Genomic DNA, 18,025 nt, shown 5'->3' with positions numbered 1-18,025 from the left:
CTTGCGGGAACCTGCCTGCTTGTTGTATGATTTCTTACTCTTCCTATTTAAACTATCAATAAACCCGTCGATTCAAGGAGCGCCGCTTATGGAACAAAACGCTAATCGAAGGCCCGGACGGTATGCATGGCTGAGCGTATTCCTGATTTTCCTGTTTTCTCCCGTCCTGTCGGCGGAACGCAAGGCGGATAACCTGCCGCGGGAGGACTTTCAGAGCGCATTAAATAATGTCCTGTCGTCCCTGTGGACCGGTCAGGCGTTTACTCCGGAAATTGAAAAAAAACGAGCCCTGTTGAAAGATACGCTCAAATCCGGAGCAATCAGCGAAGCCGATCTGAAGGAGCTGATCCGGACGGAAATGAGCGCCATCATTCATCGTTATAAAACCTCCCGGTATATCCTGGAAGAGATTCCCGACCGCTTTAACGATACTTTTTCCCCTCTGGCCGCCTGGGACAAAGTCAAAGAGGAGATCGTTTGGGGCGTGATAGCCGAGGAGTTGAAGAACAAGGAGCCCTTTGTTTTAAAGCTGGCCACCCTCGCCCCTGAAGGGACCCCGTGGATGGATGTTCCCCAGACCATACTCGTCCCCAGAATCACCCAGTTAACCGGCGGCGCGCTGCGACCGAAATTCTACACGGGCGGCGTCATGGGAGAAGATAACGATGTGCTGCGGAAGATGGATATCGGGCAGCTGGACGGCTGCGGCTGTACGACCCTTGGCGTGGTTACCGCCTCTCCGGACGCGTCGGTCTTCATGGCGCCGGACCTGTTCCGGAATTATGACGAAATCGATTATATCTGCGTAAAATTCCGCCGGCAACTCGACGAATCATTTGAAAAAAGAGGCTATATCTGCGGCGCCATTATTGACTCCGGTTTCCTGTATGTGTTTTCAAAAAAAAAGATTGCCGGCCTCGATGATTTGAAAAAGCAAAAAGCCCTCACTTCCATCGGGCATATTGAATTGACCATGCTGGAAGAACTCGGCGTCGATCCGGTTCCGGTGGCCATTCCGGAGGTGGTATCGGCCTTGAGCACGGGACTGGCCGACACGTTCATCGCTCCGGCGGCCTGGGCACTCGGCATGCAGGCCTATCAGTATGTTAATTATTACATCACGACGCCTTTCTTCTATTCTCCGGGGGTGGTCCTGCTCAGCGACAGCACCCGGGATAAAATCGGAAAGCATTTCGGATTGCCGGAAGCCATTGTTTTCAATACCCAGGAGTTGATTGTTCTGGAAATAAAAGCGATTGAGCCGGAATGGAAAAAACGCGGCAGAATTTACGAAGAAAAAAGCCTGAAAGCCTTTGAGGTAAGATGCGGTATCCATCCCGTGACGCTTTCACCCCGGGATCAGGAGACGTTTGAGCAGGCCGCGCGGAAGGTGCGGGAAAATCTGGCCGGGAAAGACTATCCCCGGGACCTCCTGGATGACGTTCTGGCCTCGCTGGAAGCGTACAGAAAAAAACGGTAAGGGGAAACGTCAGACCCCCAGAATCCGGTTGACATATCCCTTGCGGTACAAAAACGTGAACAGCTTCATGTACAGCCCCGGCATCCACCGCTTGATCCGCCACAGCAGGCGAGCGTCCCACTGCGGCAGCACATATAACCGGTCTTTTTCCATGGCCGCAATGACATAAGCGGCGATCGTCGAAGCGGGAACCGAAGACCGGGAAAACAGGGTCCGGATCATCTTCTCCTTGCCGCTGTCGGTGCAGAACAGCCGGTCCATCAGATTGGTCTGGAAGAAAGAGGGCATGACCACGGAAACGCCAATATGCCTTGCGGCCAGTTCAATGCGCAGCGTCTCCGAAAGCGACAGGATGCCGGCCTTGGTCACGTTATAACAGGTTGATCCCGGTGTCGCGAGAAAGGCCAGGTAAGAGGCGACGTTGATAATGTGTCCCCCGCCCTGCCGGTCCAGAACCGGGATAAACGCCCGGCAGCCGTGAATGACGCCCATCAGGTTGATATCCATGATCCATCGCCATCGTTCCACCGGGATGGTTTCCATGTCGCCATAGGCTGAAACGCCGGCGTTGTTTACCACCACGTCTACCCCGCCCCATGTTTTTTCGACCGTCGCGGCGGCATGTTCAAGATCTTCCGCCCGGGTCACGTCACAACTGATGACGAGGGGCTCTCCCCCCTGCTGCCTGACCAGTTCAGCCGTCTGGCCGGCTCCTTCCCGGTTGACGTCGGCGACACCAATCCGCCAGCCGTCCCTGGCCAGTTCCAGGCACAGCGCCCGTCCCAGGCCGCTGCCGGCTCCGGTAATAAAAGCACGTTTTTTAGTGAATCGGGTCATGGCACTTGCATGAATAGGGATTACCGGCGGATGCCCATGATTTTTCTGGTTTCTTCCGGGGTGGCCGGTTCTTTTCCCGCCTCCCGGACGATCTTGACCAGCGCCTCGATCAGCTGCCCGTTATTACCGGCCTGCTCTCCACCGGGCAGGTAAAAGGTGTCCTCCAGTCCGGTCCGCACATTGCCGCCCAGTTCCGCGGCTTTTCGCAAGACCTTCCAGATGTCTTCCCGGCCAACGCCGGTGGCGATAACCTGCCAGTGGGCTTTCCCGGGAAGTTCATCGACCAGTATCGGCAACAGATCCGGACGGGCGGGCATTCCGGAGCTGACGCCCATGACAAAAGAGACATGCGGGTCACCATCGAACAGGCCGACCTCTTTGAACATCGCCACGCTGCGGACGATACCGGTGTCAAAACACTCGAATTCCGGCACGATCCGATGCGCTTTCATGACATCCAGAAAGCCCGTGACCTTTTCCACGGGGTTGTCAAACATGATCGGCGGCCAGGCCCACTGTCCGTCTTTCCTGGTTTTCAGATAATTCAACGAACCGGCGTTGCAGGCGGCCACTTCCGGCTTAAACGTTTTGAGGCATTCAACCGGGCCGGAAATATCACTGCCCATGACGCCGGTGGTCATGCAGATAATAATGTCCGGTACCCGCTCCCGAATGGCGGCCATGATGTCGCCGACCTCTTGCAGGTCCCAGGTGGGAAAGGCGCCCAGGCCCGGCTTCTGGGAACGGAAATGGGTATGTACGATGCTGGCCCCCTGATTGTAAGCCTGTTCGGTGGCGTCAGCCATCTGTTCCGGCGTCACCGGCACGTTGAACTTTTCCGGACTGGTTAAAACACCGGTTATGGCACAGGTGACAATTGTTCTGTCGATAAAATCATCCATTGTTCCCTCCCGATCTGTCGCTTGCAAATCCCCCTTATTTTGATAATGTAAGAATTATCACATGCCGAATATTTTCACAAGCATATAAACATTTCGACCCAGGAGGATTCCATGACACACCAGGACGCCGGCAAATACAGCGCCAAACACCCGGCCGGGACAAAATACGATCCGGCGATTGAAACCGCCATCAGGGAAAGAGCGGAAAACGGGAAAGTGACCTGCGCGGCCGCCCATGGTATCGCCGATCATTTCCGGGTGCCGCCGTCGGAGGTCGGCAAAACCATCGATCTGATGGAATACCGCATTGTTCGATGCCAGCTCGGTCTGTTCGGTTATTCACCGGAGAAAAAAGTCGTGACCGCGGCCCGGGAGGCCCCGGCGGCATTGCACCAACGCCTTCAACAATCCGTTGTGGACGGTAAAGTCAGCTGCCTGACCTGCTGGGATATCGCCCGGGATCTGGGCGTCAATAAGATGGATGTATCCTCGGCCTGTGAACTCCTGAAAATAAAAATCAGTCCGTGTCAGCTGGGGGCATTTTAATATGGATAATTTGAGTCCTCTTGGACAAAACGCTCGAAATCGTATTTATCCAGAAAACGGGTAATCATCAGCCCCACCATATCGGCGGCGTCAACGGGACGCCCGTCTTTTATAACCTGAACAGGATTCCCCCGGGTATGGTCCACGATTGCCGACAGGCTTTCACCGGTAACGGTGACCACGACATGAACGTCAAGTCTGTTTTTTTCGCCGGACATATTCCTCCCTTTTTCCTATTTTGCCCGCCCGCAGCAGCTGCCGGGACCGGCGCAGGAAGAATGGCCGGACGACATGCCGCAGCAACCGGTGTCCGATTGGCCGGGAAGTTTGTCCCTGGCAACACCCGACATTGAGGACGGCGCCGACAGCAGTTTTTTCAGCTGGCCGCTGCCGCACTGACCGCACCGGGGCTTGGTGTCATCTCCCGCGGTAATCAGAATTTCCGTGGTTTGTCCGCATTCCTGACATTGATATTCATACAACGGCATGATGTCAAACTCCTTTCCCGGCAACTTATACCCAGTGTGCCTCCACGTTGGCCTCCCGGGCCGGTTTTAATTCACCTCTTTTGTAGGCGGCGACAGCCTCCGCCACGGTTCCCCGAATGCTGACAGCCACATCGACTCCCGCCTGCCTTAATACCGCAAAGGCTTTGGGCCCGCAATTACCCGTGAGAAGAATATCGGCTCCGCTGTTGACAACCGTTTTACCGGCCTGGATACCGGCCCCCTGGGGAAGATTGAGGTTCTGGACATTTTCCACCGCCTCAAAAGTCATGGTTTCCGGATTAACGATGATAAAGTAAGCCGCTCTTCCGAAGCGGGGATCCACCTGGTCGGATAAATCCGGGCCAGCGGCACTGACAGCGATTTTCATTGGTTTGTTTCTTTCCGTCATCATTTTGACAGCCGGTCAATCCCCTTCCGCAACCGGCGCCTGTTTGCCGGCATGAAGCAAAAGGTTTTATGAGTATATTCTCATAATACGCGGGCCCGGCAATCGGGTCAATAGAAAAATTTCCCGGGGATTTTGTTAACACGAAAGGGGCTCGGCGACAAGGCCCTGGATATCATCATCCGGATATCATGCCTTTATAAAAAACTTGTCAGAAAATAAAATATGGGGTACTTTTAAAAAAAACGCATGTAGAAAGCGATGAAATTCAAACACCCGGAAACAACCGTGAAAACAGGCGTCAGCACCAACGGCAAGCTGACGCTCAACCCTTTTACCCTGAACTTCATCGGCGATTACGCCGATTACGAAAACTCTTTTTATAACTATTATCTCTCCCGATCCTTAAAACAGCTGCGCTACGCGATTCTCCTGGGAATCATTTCCTGGAGTCTGTTCGCCGTTCTGGACCTCTTTCTGGATCCGGACAATGTCAGAAAACTGTGGGCCATCCGCTTCGGTATCATTGTGCCGGTGATGCTTGGCGGCATGGTCGTCTCCTTCTCCCGGATGTTCAGAAGGATGATGCAGTTGATGATTGCCCTGTCCATTTTCGCCATCGGCTGCGCCGTGATCGCGATGATCCCGGTTGCCTCAAATCCCCTGCGCCACACCTACTACGCCGGGCTGATCATTGTTTTTCTGTTCGCCTATACCCTGCTACGGTTCCGTTTCATCTGGGCGACCATCTGCTGCTGGTCTCTGGTTCTCATTTATGAAGTGGTCGCCATCATCATCGACACGCCGCCGCCCGTGCTGTTCAGCAACAATTTCTTCTTTATCACCGCCAACATTACCGGCATGTTCGCCTGCTATATCATCGAGCTGTCGGCACGCAAGGACTTTTTCTATGTTAAAATGATTGAAGCCGAACAGGAAAAAGTAAAAGCCGCCAACCGCGAACTGGAAGAAAATGTGCAGGAGCGGACCCGGCAGCTGATCAAGATCAATGAGGACCTGAACCTGACCATTTCAGAGCATAAACGATCTCAGGAAAACCTGAAAAAAAGCGAGGAAAAATACCGGACCATTATCGACAATATCGAAGAAGGTTTTTATGAAATCGACCTGGCCGGAAACTTTACCTTTGTCAACTCCTCGACGCTGGACATATACAATTGTGAATCCGAAGACCAGCTGCTGGGCAAAAACTTTCGCGACTACATAACCAAGGAAAAGGCGGAAGAGACGCTCTGGATACTTAATGAAGTCTATCAGACCCGGTACCCCGCTCACGACATGAACTGGGAAATCAAAAGGGCTGACGGCTCTTTCAGTTTTCTGGAAGTATCGGCCAGCCGGATCGATAATTCCGCGGGAGCGCCCGTCGGTTTCCGGGGAATTATCAGGGATATCACCACCCGCAAAACCATGGAACAGAAACTGCTGGATTCCTACGAAAACATCAAGCAGACGCAGACCATGACGATTCTGGGACTGGCCAAGCTGGCCGAGTATCGGGACCAGAATACCGGCGAGCACCTGGAACGTATCATGGCCTATACCAAAACGCTGACGGAGCAGCTCCAGCACAGCCCCCGATACGCCGAATACGTTACCCCTGAATATATAGAAGACATCTACATCTCTTCCATGCTGCACGACATCGGGAAAGTCGGCATTCCCGATGATATCCTCCTCAAGCCCGGTCCCCTCACCAGCGATGAATATGAAATCGTCAAGGAACACTCCAAACTGGGGGGCGATGCCCTGCGAGCCGTAGAGCTGCAGGTGAAAGGCAAATCCTTCTTAACCATCGGCAAGCAGATCTGCTATTTTCATCATGAGCGGTGGGACGGCAAGGGTTATCCCGTCGGCCTGACCCGGGAGGAAATACCGCTGGCCGCCCGGATCGTGGCGGTGGCGGACGTATATGACGCGTTAACGTCCGATCGGGTCTACAAAAAAGCCATTTCCCACGAAGACGCCATGGACATTATCATCAAAGAGAAAGGGCGTCAGTTCGACCCGGAGATTGTCGATGCTCTGCTGATAGCGGAAAGCCGCTTTAAGGAAATTCTGGGAAGCAATCTGCTGAAATTCCAGGCGCCGTCAACCCTGCAATGACCCGGGTGCCGCCTTTTCCGCGGGGACCATCCGGACACCGAAGTTTCTCATCTCGTAGATAAACAATCCGTCTACTTTAAGAAAACCGTTGGCGAAAACTACCGGGAAAGGCGTTTCTTCTACGGCTATGATATCGGCGTCAACCACTACCTGCCGGTTTCCCGGAACGACCTGTCCCCGGTAAATCCACTCATGTTCGTTATTCAGGACAAATTCGAACCGGTGAGTAGCGGCCAGATGGGGCCACCGTTCCAGGCAGACAAATTTAAGCAGCTGCAGAAACGATTCCAGTCCCAGGGATCCCGGGCAGACCGGATCCTGGTAAAAATGGGCCTTGAAAAACCATTCATCCGGGTCCACGGTTTTGGTTCCGCGGATAAAGCCGAAACCGGCGGACCCGCCCTCCGGCAGATAGACATCGATATCGTCGACCATCAGCAGCGCCCGGGACGGCATGACGGCGCCGGAGGACGGCATGACGGCCGTGTCATCAGGGGTCAACGGTGCCGGTCGCGCCAGAACCATTTTTTCCCATTTATGTAAATCTCCCGAAGCGGGTTCGAAGGCTCTGCCGGCCGCTCCCGGTATGCCCACCTGCCGGGACAGGGCCTGTTTCGAAAAAAACCCGAAATAGGTGGTTCCCCGGTACACCATGCTGTTTTCCTTTTCGGACAGCACTTCGATATCAAAATGTTCGATGATCATACCGCCGGATTCGGATACCTTGGTCATGCGGCAGCGCATGATCAGCGTACCGCCATCCTTCAATACATCATGGAACTGTACGGCCCTGCCGCCAAGATTCCGGAACTTCACATCCGTGGGGCTTTTCAGGGCGGATCCGGCATAGGCGGCCAGCCAGCCGCAGGGCTGCAGCGCGATTTCCAGCAGAACGCAGAAAGGCATGGACGGCTGACGGTTGGCCGCAAAATACCAGTCATCCGGCCTGACGGTGTATTCCGCTTCAATCCAGCCGTCGGCTTTGACGATCCATGGCGGCGGTTCAACAGATGTGACCCGGTCCATGAAAAAATACGGCGGTCCGGGAAGCCGTGCGATGATCCGGCCGCTGTCGAAAATGCGGTAAGGTTCGCCGAAGGCTTCGGACGGTTTGCCGATGGCATAGGCCAGGAGCCTGTCGCGGTCATAAAGGGTTTGCGTGGAGCGGACGACCCGTTTCTCCGTCGACCGCCTCCGGTTCCAGAAGATTTCCAGTTCATCCCGGGTCACGCCGGTCAGCTTCAGGGACATGTTTTTAAACATGACGATCCGCTCGCCGTCTCCGTAAATAAACGCATCGGCCTTGACATACGGTTCCGGGTTGTACCCGATTTCACTTAACTCGACCTCGTACACCACTTTGCGGGTGGCGGTGGTGACGGGGCCGCGGCATTTCAGCACGGCACCCACGTCCGGGACCGGCTCAAAACACACCTCCGTTCTTTCGCTCACCCAGCCCATGCGGATCAGGAGCACCCGCAGGGCGTGTTCGCAGCATTGATACATGAGGGTACCCGGCATGACCATGTCGTCCACAAAGTGACAGGCCAGAAACCAGTCGTCCGGATGGATGTCGGCTTCGGCCATGATCCGGCCCAGGCCGTAACGGCCGCCCGCGGGATCCAGCAGCTGTATCCGATGAATGAGCTTCATGCGTCCACCGGGAAGTTTCAGGGAGGAAGACAGCTGGATCCCGGCAAACAGATCGCCGAAACAGGCGGCCGGATCCCCGTTTCTCAAGGCGTCGATCCGGCCGTCATCATAGGTCGCCCGGAAAACAGGAACCAGGGGCCGCCAGCCGTTAATGACGCCGCGGGCGGGCTGCTTCTCCTCATGGGTCAGTACAATGCCGCCGGACGCCCGGACTTCCTCGGGGGTAAAAAAACCGGCGCAACCGTTCCGCATGGTAATCACATGACGGGAGCCGATCTTCCCGTCGAATTCGAAAAAGAAAAGATAGGTCTTGCCCTGACGCACAAAACGGTTGATCCTGATTTCGTAACGGATGGTGTCTCCCGGCCGGGGCAGCCCTTCATGAAAGGTGGCCACGGCGTCAAGGAGACGATAACTGCGTTCTCCCTTTACGGCCAGGTCGATCCCCAGCCAGGCGCATAAAAACAGATCGGCCTGACCGGCCTCGATGGAAATGCACACCGGCGCCCTGCCCCCGTCCAGGTACCAGGCGTCCGGTTTCACGTCATGTTCCGTCACCACCGCACCGGACTTGAGTGAGCCCTTCTCCCCCTCTACCGACAGGATCCGGTCGACCAGCATGAGCGGCTCGTCCGGAAGACGAACCCGCACCGGGTAGGTATCTACCACGGCAAACATGGGCCCGAGGACTTTTCCCGCGGATCCCACGGCGAATTCCATGCACATTTCCCGGGGAAAGGCCGGGGAGGAAGCCGGGACAGGAGCGGAATTGGATACCGGAGCGGCGGACGGCCGACGTTCCGGTTCTACCGGGTGAACCGGACTGACCGCTGGCTGCAGGGCAGCGATTTCGGCAATCGCTCCGGCATCACCGGCTGCCATGGCTTTTTCCAGAAGCTGCGTCTGAAGGGCAAACGTCCGGGCGAAAACTTCATTCATCTGGTCGGCAAACTCAAGAAATGACTGGTGGGCCCGGGCGGTGATTTCCGAATCCCGGACGATGTCCCGCATAATGGCCGAGGCGTGTTCATCCCGGTGTAAATCAGCGCGGGAAACCGCCGCTGCGTCACGACGTGCAGATACCGGCAAAGCAACGGACAGTTTTTTCACCACGCCCACACCGGAGGCGGACTCCCGCCGGTGCGCAAGGGATTCAGGAATTATCGGAAAATCCGGGACACCGCCGGTTTTTACGTGAACCAGACGGCTGGGGTCCATGTCCCCGGCAATGGACGGCAGCAGCAACGCCTCGAGGCAGGAGGACCGGCCGTAAAGAAAATCGAGATTGACCGGAACCCGCTCGGCAATCAATGTTCCCAGAAATTTCAGCAGGGCGGCATAACTGTCTTCCGAGCGGTGGCAGATGGAAACCGCCAGGTGAGGTAAATCGCCGAGGATGTTCTGTATCATACGGCTGCAGGAATTGTGAGGTCCCATCTCCAGAAAAACCCGGACCCCGTCGCGGTAGGCGTGCCGGATCGTCTGGGTGAAATCAAAGCCGTACACCGCCTGGTCGAGAATGGATTGGGCCGCGGCCTCGGACGTCAACTCATAGGATCGGCCCCTGGCGCAACTGTAAAAGCGGACATTTTCTGGCGGTTGTACCGGAAAAACATGAAGCGCCTTGTAGGCATCCTTGACCGGAACCGCCGCGTCGCAATGAACCGTCACAACACCTTCCAGGTACACGGCCTCGCAGCCGATGGCCCGGATGGCTTCCTCGACCTGGGCTTTGCGGCCGCCGATAACGCATTCAGTCGGCGTATTGACGATCAGCAGACGGACAGCCGGAAATCCACGGGTCACTTTTTTGACCCCGGCCGCGTCCCGGTTGACGACGGCCACGCACCAGTCGACCGTTTCTTCCGGAGGGACGTTCCAGACCTGCCTGGCCGCGTTGCAGGGCCCGGCCAGTTGCGTCGTGAACAGATCCGACGCCTGCATTCTTTCCAGCATTTCGATGCGCTGTCGCCAGGCGCCGGTGGCGAACAACCCGGCGGATTCACCCAGGCTGTAACCGATAACGGCCTCCGGTTTGAGGTTAAACTGTTCCGCCAGGCAGGTCGTCAGACCGCCGTAGGAGACCTGCCCGATAATCATGTGCAGCGGATCGGAGGCGATTTTTTTCCGGCTCTCCTCTTCCCATCCGGGCATCCAGGAATGCCGAAAGGGGAAATAGCATTCCGGCAGGAACCGGTCCCTGAGCTTTCTGGCTTCCCGGTCCATGATGCGCATGACTTCCGGAAATTCGATGCCGATATCCCGGCCCATGCCCAAATAGTGGTTGCCGGAGCCGGGAAAGATAAAAGCGATTTGACCGCCGGCCGCGCCTACCGGGGTCACGCTGGTGGTATAGCGGATACCCCTTCGGCCGCTGATGCTGGCGGGTTTGTCGCTGGTGATCTTCTGCCTGGCCTCGTCAACAAAGCGACTTAACTCCATCACGTCCGCAGCCACGATGGCCACGGCATAGGATCGGCCGCCGTCCGGGTTCCTGGCGAGATACCACTGCCTGGCGACTTTCTCGATGTTGGCGTCTTTCTCATCGATCGTCCGGATGTGCTCCTGCAGGGCGTCCAGGCGCTGAAGCAGTTCCCGATTGTTATTCCCCTCGACAATAAACAGGCCGGCCGCGTCCGGACGGAAGCCAAGCGGCTTCTTCCGTTCCATTTCCATCCGGCGCAATAACGCCGCCGGTGTTTCAGGCGGATAGTCGTATTCCTCGGTAATGACATGCATGCAGACGCCGTCAGCGGTGACAGCCGCCGTACAGGCCCGGCGGGGGCCGTCGATCCGGTTCCGCAGCCAGCAGCAGGGAAAATGCGGCACATGAAAAAAGGTCTCATCAAACCAGGGCTGGGCCGGAGCGGTATAATTGACCAGGGGCGGTATGATCTGCTGGTAAAGACAGAGGCTGGTTTTGACAAAAGAGGCCAAACCGGCGGCGGCGCCGGTATGCCCGATATTGGACTGGACCGAACCCAGGGCGCATTGTTTCGCGGTTCCGGCCTCGGACTTCCTGAAAAAGTCGCCCAGGGCCGTTGCCTCGATATGATCTGTTACGGGATCGCCGCTGCCGCTGGTTTCCATCAGGGATACGGTGACCGGATCCACTCCGGCGTCCTGAAAGGCACGCTCCAGGGAAACGCCGTAGGCTTTTCCCAGGGCGGCGGCGAAGGCTTCCTGCTCGCCATCCATGACATCCCGGCTGCCGGCGCTGCCGAACCCCTTGATGACGCAATAAACGCGGTTGCCGTCCGCCACGGCGTCTTCCAGCCGCTTCAGCACCAGGGCCGCCGTCCCCTCGCCCGGCAGATGTCCGTCGGCCTGAAGATCAAACGGACGGACCCGGCCGGACCGGCTGAACCGGTGGTGGACATCGTCGACGACCATCCGCCGGACATCTCCGGAAAGGTCTACCGCCCCCACCAGGAAGGCATCCGTCTCAAAAAGCTGCAGGGAACGGACGCCGATCTCCAGCGCCCGCAGTCCGGATGCCGAATCGCAGGAGACGACAAAGCCCGGTCCGCCCAGCTGGAATTCCTTGGCAACGCGGCTGGCCATGATGCCGCCCAGGGCGCCGACCACCCGGGAAGAAACCAGGGGGGGCGACCAGGCATCCCGGATGGACTCGATCCAGGCCCGGTTGTCATCCGGCGACCCGGTCAGGCCATACCGCTGTTTCCAGCGGTCAAACTCATTGGTCAGATTCCAGCGGAAATGATAATCATTGGCTTCGGCGTCAAAATCCATACCGATCACGACCCCCATGGCGGGACGCTTCTCCCGCAGGGGCAATCCGGCGTCGATCATCGCCTGGCGGCAGGCCTTCAGCACCAGCAGGTGCTGACACAGGACATGATCAATTTCATTGGGCGGAATATGGTATTCGCCAATTAAAACCGACACGTCGTCGATGAAAACACCGTGGTCGATATCCGCGCCAAGAAAGTGTCTGGCCGCCGCATCACATCCTCGCCAGCGGTCAGGGGAGCGCCGCGTAAAAAGTGAGTCTCCGCGGAATACGGCTTCCTGAAACCGGCGCAGCCCGGCAATTTTTCCGAAAACCGCTTCCATGCCCACCACGGCGATATCCGGGGCACGGGGGGGCGGGTCGCGGTCCTGATCGGCGGTAATCGCTATTGAAGAGGCGGTAATGTTCGCCGCCATCTCCTGCCCCGTCCACTGTTCCAGCAGAATATGGGCGTTGATACCGCCGAACCCGAAGGAACTTACCGCCGCCCGGAGGGGTTCGCCCGGCTTCAGGGGACGCCACTCTTCAGTCCGGGTCTGCACCCGGAAAGGACCGCCGATCAGGGGGCTGTTGTCGGACGGAGCCGAAAAATTGGCGGAAGGCGGCAGGGTCCGGTTCTCGAACCCCAGCAGGGTCTTGATCATGCTGGCGGCGCCCGCCGCGGTCAGCAGGTGACCGACCATGGATTTGATGGAGCCGATGGGACACTGTCCGGCGGTCCAGCCGGTTTCTCCCCACAAGGCGCTCATGCTGGCCAGCTCCACGGCGTCGCCAACCGGGGTTCCCGTGCCGTGGCATTCAATCAAGCCCACATCATGAGCGGACCATCCGGCCTGACGGTAGGCGGCTCGCATGGCGCGCAACTGTCCCTCGGTTTCGGGGGAGAGAAGATTACCGCCGATGTCGTTGGACAGACCGATACCGCGGATCAGGCCGTAAATATGGTCGCCGTCCCGGAGGGCGTCGGTCAGTCGCTTCAACACGAACACGCCCGCCCCCTCCCCCACCACCAGTCCGTCCGCATCGGCGTCAAAGGGACGGCATCGGCCGGACGGGGACAGGGCCCGCAGCTGCGTGAAACCGACCTGGGTATAGAGAATCTCCGGCCGGGAAACACCGCCGGCGATCATGGCGTCGGCCCGGCCGGCGGTCAATTCATCGCAGGCCAGCTTGACCGCGTACAGGGAAGTGGAACAGGCGGCATCAAGGGTGTAGGACCCCCCGCCCAGACGAAAGGCCTTGGCCAGAAGAGAGGCCGGCTGGCTGGTCACCCTGGCCGAAATAATATCCGCCGGTTCCAGTGGCTGCGCATCATCATCCGCGACCTGTTCCCCGAATAACCGCTGCCGCAGCTGCCGACCGATGATCCGGTTGGCCATGGCGGAAGATCCCTCGGTGGGCAGGGCGATAGCCGCCAGGATCACGCCGGTCCGGCTGCGGACGATGGACGAAGAACGGCATCCGGCAAAAGCTTCTCTGGCGGCGGCGAGCGTGTAATGATAAAGCGGGTCCAGCCGTTTGAGAAAAGACGCCTCGATTTCAAACCCTTCTCCGTCAAAATCCAGATCAACCACGCCGGCCCGCATGGAATAGGTCTTGTCGACGGTAAATCGGTCGCTGTACACTTCCCGGGGCGGCACAACCCAGCGGTGGCCCGGAATTTCAGAGACCACGTCCCTGCCCGCGGCGATATTCTTCCAGAGGTCACGGGTGGTGGATGCGCCGGGGAAAACCCCGCCCATGCCGACAATGGCGATTGGTTCCTGTTTTGGCATATTACCCAGATTTGTCCTTAAAAAATTGAACGTTCCGGTTCTCTTGATTGAGATGAAGCGTGTTTTGAAGCCATCCCCCCGGCAAACGGGGAATTTCCCTTTTGTTTTTATACCTCCCGTTATAAAATTGTCAACTGTAACCGCAAGGCCAAAACCTTGTGAATCCGTTTGACACCGCCGGCCCTGAATGTTATGACATCAAAATTAATTTTATCCGATACTTGAGACACTTGTCCTGAATCGTAACGCCGGCCGGTGAAGGCCGGTATGATGACATTTAAGGAAAGGAACGAGCGATGGGGGGACCCTACCTGCCGGTCGAACCCGGAAGAAAATGGTTCAAGGAAATCACGGTCAACGCCGTATTCCTCTTTCTCGGCACGGCCATGGAAGCGGCCGCCGTCAGAGACCCGGATATAAAGAAGGAGGTCGATACCTGGGAGAACGGCTTTACCCTGATGATGAACGTGCTGCCCCACGGCCCGTACATGACCTTTGAAAAAAGTGACGACAGGCTTTTCTATCGGGGAATTAAAATAAAGGATCGGGGCAATGATATCAGGGAACGCATCGCCAAGGGCGGCGAGGTCAAACTCTGGGGGGCCAAATTGCGGGACGTGGATGTTATCATCAATTTTAAAAATATCGAATGCGCCTTCATGGCCCTGACGCCCCAGATGGGCACGCCCCAGGCTTACGCCGAACGCCGGCTGCTGGTCAAAGGGGATCTGGTCAAGGTCATGTCTTTTTCCCGCTGTCTCAATGTCCTTCTGGCCCATCTCTATCCCCGATTCATCTGCGCCATTCTGGTCAAGCGTCCGCCAGGCATGGGCCTGAAAAAACAATTGATCCGCATGCGGATCATGCTGGATATCGCCCTGGGCATGCCCAGGCATATTCTGAAATCATTTTATATCGACCTGTAAAAACGTTAATGCAAATCAGGAGCGAGCCATGTTGCCGTTATACTATGAATTTTACAATTCCTGCAAAATCATTTCCGGTAAGAAAGCACTGGACAACCTGCCTTACGAACTTCGTTTCTTCGGCGCCACCCGCCCCCTGATCATTACCGACAAGGGTGTTGTCGCGGCCGGTCTGATGGACCTAGTCAAGAACGCGTTCAAAAGCTCGGACATGACCATCGGCGCCATTTTTGACGACGTGCCGCCGGATTCATCCGCCAAACTGGTCACCCAGATCGCGGCCGTTTATAAAGAAAACCGCTGTGACTCCCTGGTCGCGGTCGGCGGCGGTTCGCCCATGGACACCGCCAAAGGGGTCAATATCGTCATCAGCGAAGGGTCGGACAAACTGATGGATTTTATGGGCGCGGACATGCTGACCAAGCCCATGCGGCCGTTCATCGCCATCCCCACGACCAGCGGCACCGGATCGGAAGTGACCCTGGCGGCGGTTATTGCCGACACGGACAAGGGCATTAAAATGCCGTTTGTGTCCCAGAAACTGATCGCTTCGGCCACGATCCTGGATCCGCGCATGACCATCACCATGCCGCCGAAAATCACCGCCGCGACCGGTATGGACGCCCTGACCCACGCCATGGAAGCGTATACCTGTATTCAGAAAAACCCCATGAGCGACGCTTACGCCCACGCGGCCATCAAGATGATCAGCGAATACCTGGTCAAGGTCGTCTCCAACGGCAAGGACGAAGACGGCCGACTGGCCATGGCCAACGCCGCCACCCTGGCCGGCGCCGCCTTTTCAAACTCCATGACCGGCATGGTCCATTCCCTGGGACATGCCACCGGCGGTGTCAGCCATGTTCCCCACGGCGTGGCCATGTCGATCTATCTCCCCTTCGGGTTGGCGTACAACAGGAAAAAGACCGGCGACTATCTGGCGGAAATGCTGCTGCCCTTCGGCGGCGTCGACGAATACGTGAAAACGCCCGCCAACCGCAGGGCCGACAGGCTTATTGAACTGGTCATTGAAATGCGGCGGAGCCTCCGCGATCTCTGCGGCCTGCCGATGACCCTCAAGGAAGCCGGGGTGAAGGAAGGCGACCTGGAAAAAATCGCCCGGCTCAGCATTGATGACCCGGCCCTGACCTTCAATCCCGAAGAAATGGATTACAACGACGCCCTGGAGATTGTCAAGCGGGCCTATCAATAAGAAAACGGCCGGTAAAACGGTAAGACGCGGCCGCTATGCCGGCGTTACGTAACAGCTGGACGAGAAGGTCAGGGCAATGTTGGAGGAATAGACCACGACCTGCTTGAGCAGGTCGAGCAGTTCCATATGCACTTCATGGGTAGCCAGGGATTCTTTCTGCTGCCGGTGAACCCGGTGCAGATGCTGCAGCCGGTATTTGGATTCCAGATCCAGGTATATCCGCTCCTGGCCCATGATCCGGCAGGAACGGTCCGGTGAGGGTTCGGCGAACGCTTCCTTCAACAGGCGGATGTGGTTGCAGACCTTCTGATGATAAATCATCAGTTCTTCCTTCCCTTCTTCGGAAAAATCCTCATCCAGCTCCTGTTTTTTGGCGATCAGGGGCATAATATTCCGGTGGATCAGATCGCCGATGCTTTCCATGTCCTTGGCCATGGACATCATGGCCATGGCCTCATTGACGATTTTTTCGCTGACGTTCTGCCGCAGGACCCGGTTCAGATAATCCCCGATCTTCTCCTCCAGGAAATCGATCTTCTTTTCACGCATGTCGATTCCTTCCAGCAGGGTCAGTTCCGGAAAAATTTCGTCCCGCTTGGGAATTTCGCGCCGGAACAGGGCTGCCTCTTCCTTCTCGCTGATATCCCTGGCGATAAACCGTTCATCGGAGATAAAAGGAATGATCACCGCCCGCAGCATGCGCTCCAGCAGTTTGGCCATCCGGGAAATTTCCGTGCGGGCCAGTCCGATGGCGACTTCCGGTGTCTCGATACTTTTTTCATCCAGATACCAGGTCAGCATATCCTTGGATTGTCTGGTTTGAGCCCGTTCCGGAATTATTTTCATGATAAACCAGGCAAAAAGGGATGTGAAAGGAAGAAATACCAGGGCCATGCCGAGATTGAAGACGGTATGGGCGTTGGCGATCTCCCGTCCGTGACCGGCGCTGAGCAGCGTCGTTAATTTCCGGGTCAGATCGGCAAAATCCGGGATCCAGAAAACAAACAGCAGCACGCCGGCGATCTTGAAGGCCACATGCGCCATGGCCACCCGTACGGCCTCCCGGGACATGCCGATGCAGGCCAGACCGGCGGTGACGCAGGTGCCGATATTGGATCCCAGTACCAGCGGGATGCCGGCCTCCAGGGAGATCAGCCCCTGCTCGGCCAGGACGATAAGAATCCCGATAAAGGCGCCGCTGCTCTGAATAACGGCGGTAAAAAGAATGCCGACCAGCAAACCCAGCAGGGGGTTTTCCAGCTGGTGAAACAGATAATACAGGTCGGCATTGGTCTTCAAGGGTGCCATGGCGTCACCCATGATTTTCATGCCGTAAAAAATCAGACCGAAACCGAGCACGATATCACCGATCGTTTTTACCCGTCTCCGTCGGGCCAGCATTCGCAGGCCGAAACCCGCGGCCACGGCCAGAAGCGCGTAATCGGCGAATTTGAACGCGATCAGCTGGACGGTAACGGTGGTGCCGATGTCCGAGCCCAGAATCACGCCCAGGGACCGGGAAAAGGTCATCAGTTCCGCCTGGACGAAGCTGACCAGCATGACCGTGGTGGCGCTGCTGGACTGAATGACCATGGTGACAAACGCCCCTACCAGCAGGGCGATCACGCGGTTGCTGGTCATGGCGGCGAGGATCAGCCGCATCTGATGGCCGGCGGCCATTTTCAGGCCCTCGCTCATTTTTTCCAGACCGTACAGGAACAGGGCCAGACCGCCCAACAAACCGACCGCCAGAAATGTCCAGGAGATACCGCCGGCAGTTTCTCCGGACGCGCCGGAAGAGGCCCAGCCGGTGTCCGCGACCGCCAGCGCCAGCAATACCAGTAATCCCGGGAAAACTATTTTATCGCCAGCCCTTTTCATCCTATCCCCTGCACCTTGCACCCTAAACCTTACACCT

General features: G+C 57.0%; 12 protein-coding genes. 5 read left to right on the top strand and 7 right to left on the bottom strand.

The annotated features are described in order from the left end of the window. The first annotated feature begins 88 nt into the window (after positions 1–88). Positions 89–1,480, top strand: coding sequence for a TRAP transporter substrate-binding protein DctP (dctP, locus tag AB1724_13765; GenBank protein ID MEW6078878.1), 1,392 nt, complete (start codon positions 89–91; stop codon positions 1,478–1,480). A 9-nt stretch (positions 1,481–1,489) separates the two neighbouring features. Here the strand turns inward: dctP and AB1724_13760 are convergent, their stop codons facing one another. Together AB1724_13760 and AB1724_13755 are read right to left on the bottom strand one after the other, a co-directional pair. Continuing rightward, positions 1,490–2,317, bottom strand: coding sequence for an SDR family oxidoreductase (locus AB1724_13760; GenBank protein ID MEW6078877.1), 828 nt, complete (start codon positions 2,315–2,317; stop codon positions 1,490–1,492). Positions 2,318–2,337: 20 nt separating this feature from the next. Beyond that, a complete protein-coding gene (locus AB1724_13755; GenBank protein MEW6078876.1) occupies positions 2,338–3,219 on the bottom strand; it encodes a 3-keto-5-aminohexanoate cleavage protein in 882 nt (293 codons plus the stop codon). 111 nt (positions 3,220–3,330) lie between these two features. On the opposite strand from AB1724_13755, the gene AB1724_13750 reads away from it, so the two are divergent. Beyond that, positions 3,331–3,765, top strand: a complete 435-nt coding sequence (locus AB1724_13750; protein MEW6078875.1) for a hypothetical protein — start codon at positions 3,331–3,333, stop codon at positions 3,763–3,765. Here the strand turns inward: AB1724_13750 and AB1724_13745 are convergent. Genes AB1724_13745 through AB1724_13735 form a run of 3 tightly spaced genes read right to left on the bottom strand, consistent with a single transcriptional unit; the run spans position 3,762 to position 4,641 of the window. Next, entirely contained in the window at positions 3,762–3,983 is a 222-nt protein-coding gene (locus AB1724_13745; GenBank protein ID MEW6078874.1) for a hypothetical protein, read from the bottom strand. The genes AB1724_13750 and AB1724_13745 overlap by 4 nt on opposite strands. Positions 3,984–3,998: 15 nt before the next feature. Next, positions 3,999–4,253: a zinc ribbon domain-containing protein gene (locus AB1724_13740; protein ID MEW6078873.1), complete on the bottom strand. Its 255-nt coding sequence runs from the start codon at positions 4,251–4,253 to the stop codon at positions 3,999–4,001. Positions 4,254–4,278: 25 nt separating this feature from the next. After that, positions 4,279–4,641 carry a NifB/NifX family molybdenum-iron cluster-binding protein gene (locus AB1724_13735; GenBank protein MEW6078872.1) on the bottom strand — a complete coding sequence of 121 codons (363 nt, stop codon included), beginning with the start codon at positions 4,639–4,641 and terminating at the stop codon, positions 4,279–4,281. 279 nt (positions 4,642–4,920) lie between these two features. On the opposite strand from AB1724_13735, the gene AB1724_13730 reads away from it, so the two are divergent. Continuing rightward, positions 4,921–6,786 (top strand): HD domain-containing phosphohydrolase, encoded by a 1,866-nt coding sequence (locus AB1724_13730; protein ID MEW6078871.1) that lies wholly within the window; start codon positions 4,921–4,923, stop codon positions 6,784–6,786. Here the strand turns inward: AB1724_13730 and AB1724_13725 are convergent. Then, on the bottom strand, positions 6,772–13,968 hold the full coding sequence (locus AB1724_13725) for a beta-ketoacyl synthase N-terminal-like domain-containing protein (protein ID MEW6078870.1): 7,197 nt from the start codon (positions 13,966–13,968) through the stop codon (positions 6,772–6,774). The two genes, AB1724_13730 and AB1724_13725, sit on opposite strands and share 15 nt — an antisense overlap. A gap of 296 nt (positions 13,969–14,264) precedes the next feature. On the opposite strand from AB1724_13725, the gene AB1724_13720 reads away from it, so the two are divergent. Both AB1724_13720 and AB1724_13715 read left to right on the top strand, forming a co-directional pair. After that, positions 14,265–14,894: a hypothetical protein gene (locus AB1724_13720; GenBank protein ID MEW6078869.1), complete on the top strand. Its 630-nt coding sequence runs from the start codon at positions 14,265–14,267 to the stop codon at positions 14,892–14,894. A 28-nt stretch (positions 14,895–14,922) separates the two neighbouring features. After that, positions 14,923–16,107 (top strand): iron-containing alcohol dehydrogenase, encoded by a 1,185-nt coding sequence (locus AB1724_13715; GenBank protein ID MEW6078868.1) that lies wholly within the window; start codon positions 14,923–14,925, stop codon positions 16,105–16,107. Positions 16,108–16,140: 33 nt separating this feature from the next. Here AB1724_13715 and AB1724_13710 read toward each other — a convergent pair whose 3' ends face one another. Then, complete coding sequence (locus AB1724_13710; GenBank protein ID MEW6078867.1) at positions 16,141–17,988, bottom strand: Na/Pi cotransporter family protein; 1,848 nt, start codon at positions 17,986–17,988, stop codon at positions 16,141–16,143. Positions 17,989–18,025 lie beyond the last annotated feature (37 nt).

Source organism: Thermodesulfobacteriota bacterium (assembly GCA_040753795.1).
Taxonomy (GTDB): domain Bacteria; phylum Desulfobacterota; class Desulfobacteria; order Desulfobacterales; family Desulfosudaceae; genus JBFMDX01.
The sequence above is the reverse complement of the archived record's forward strand: the minus strand, read 5'-3'. Positions and strand labels throughout refer to the sequence as shown.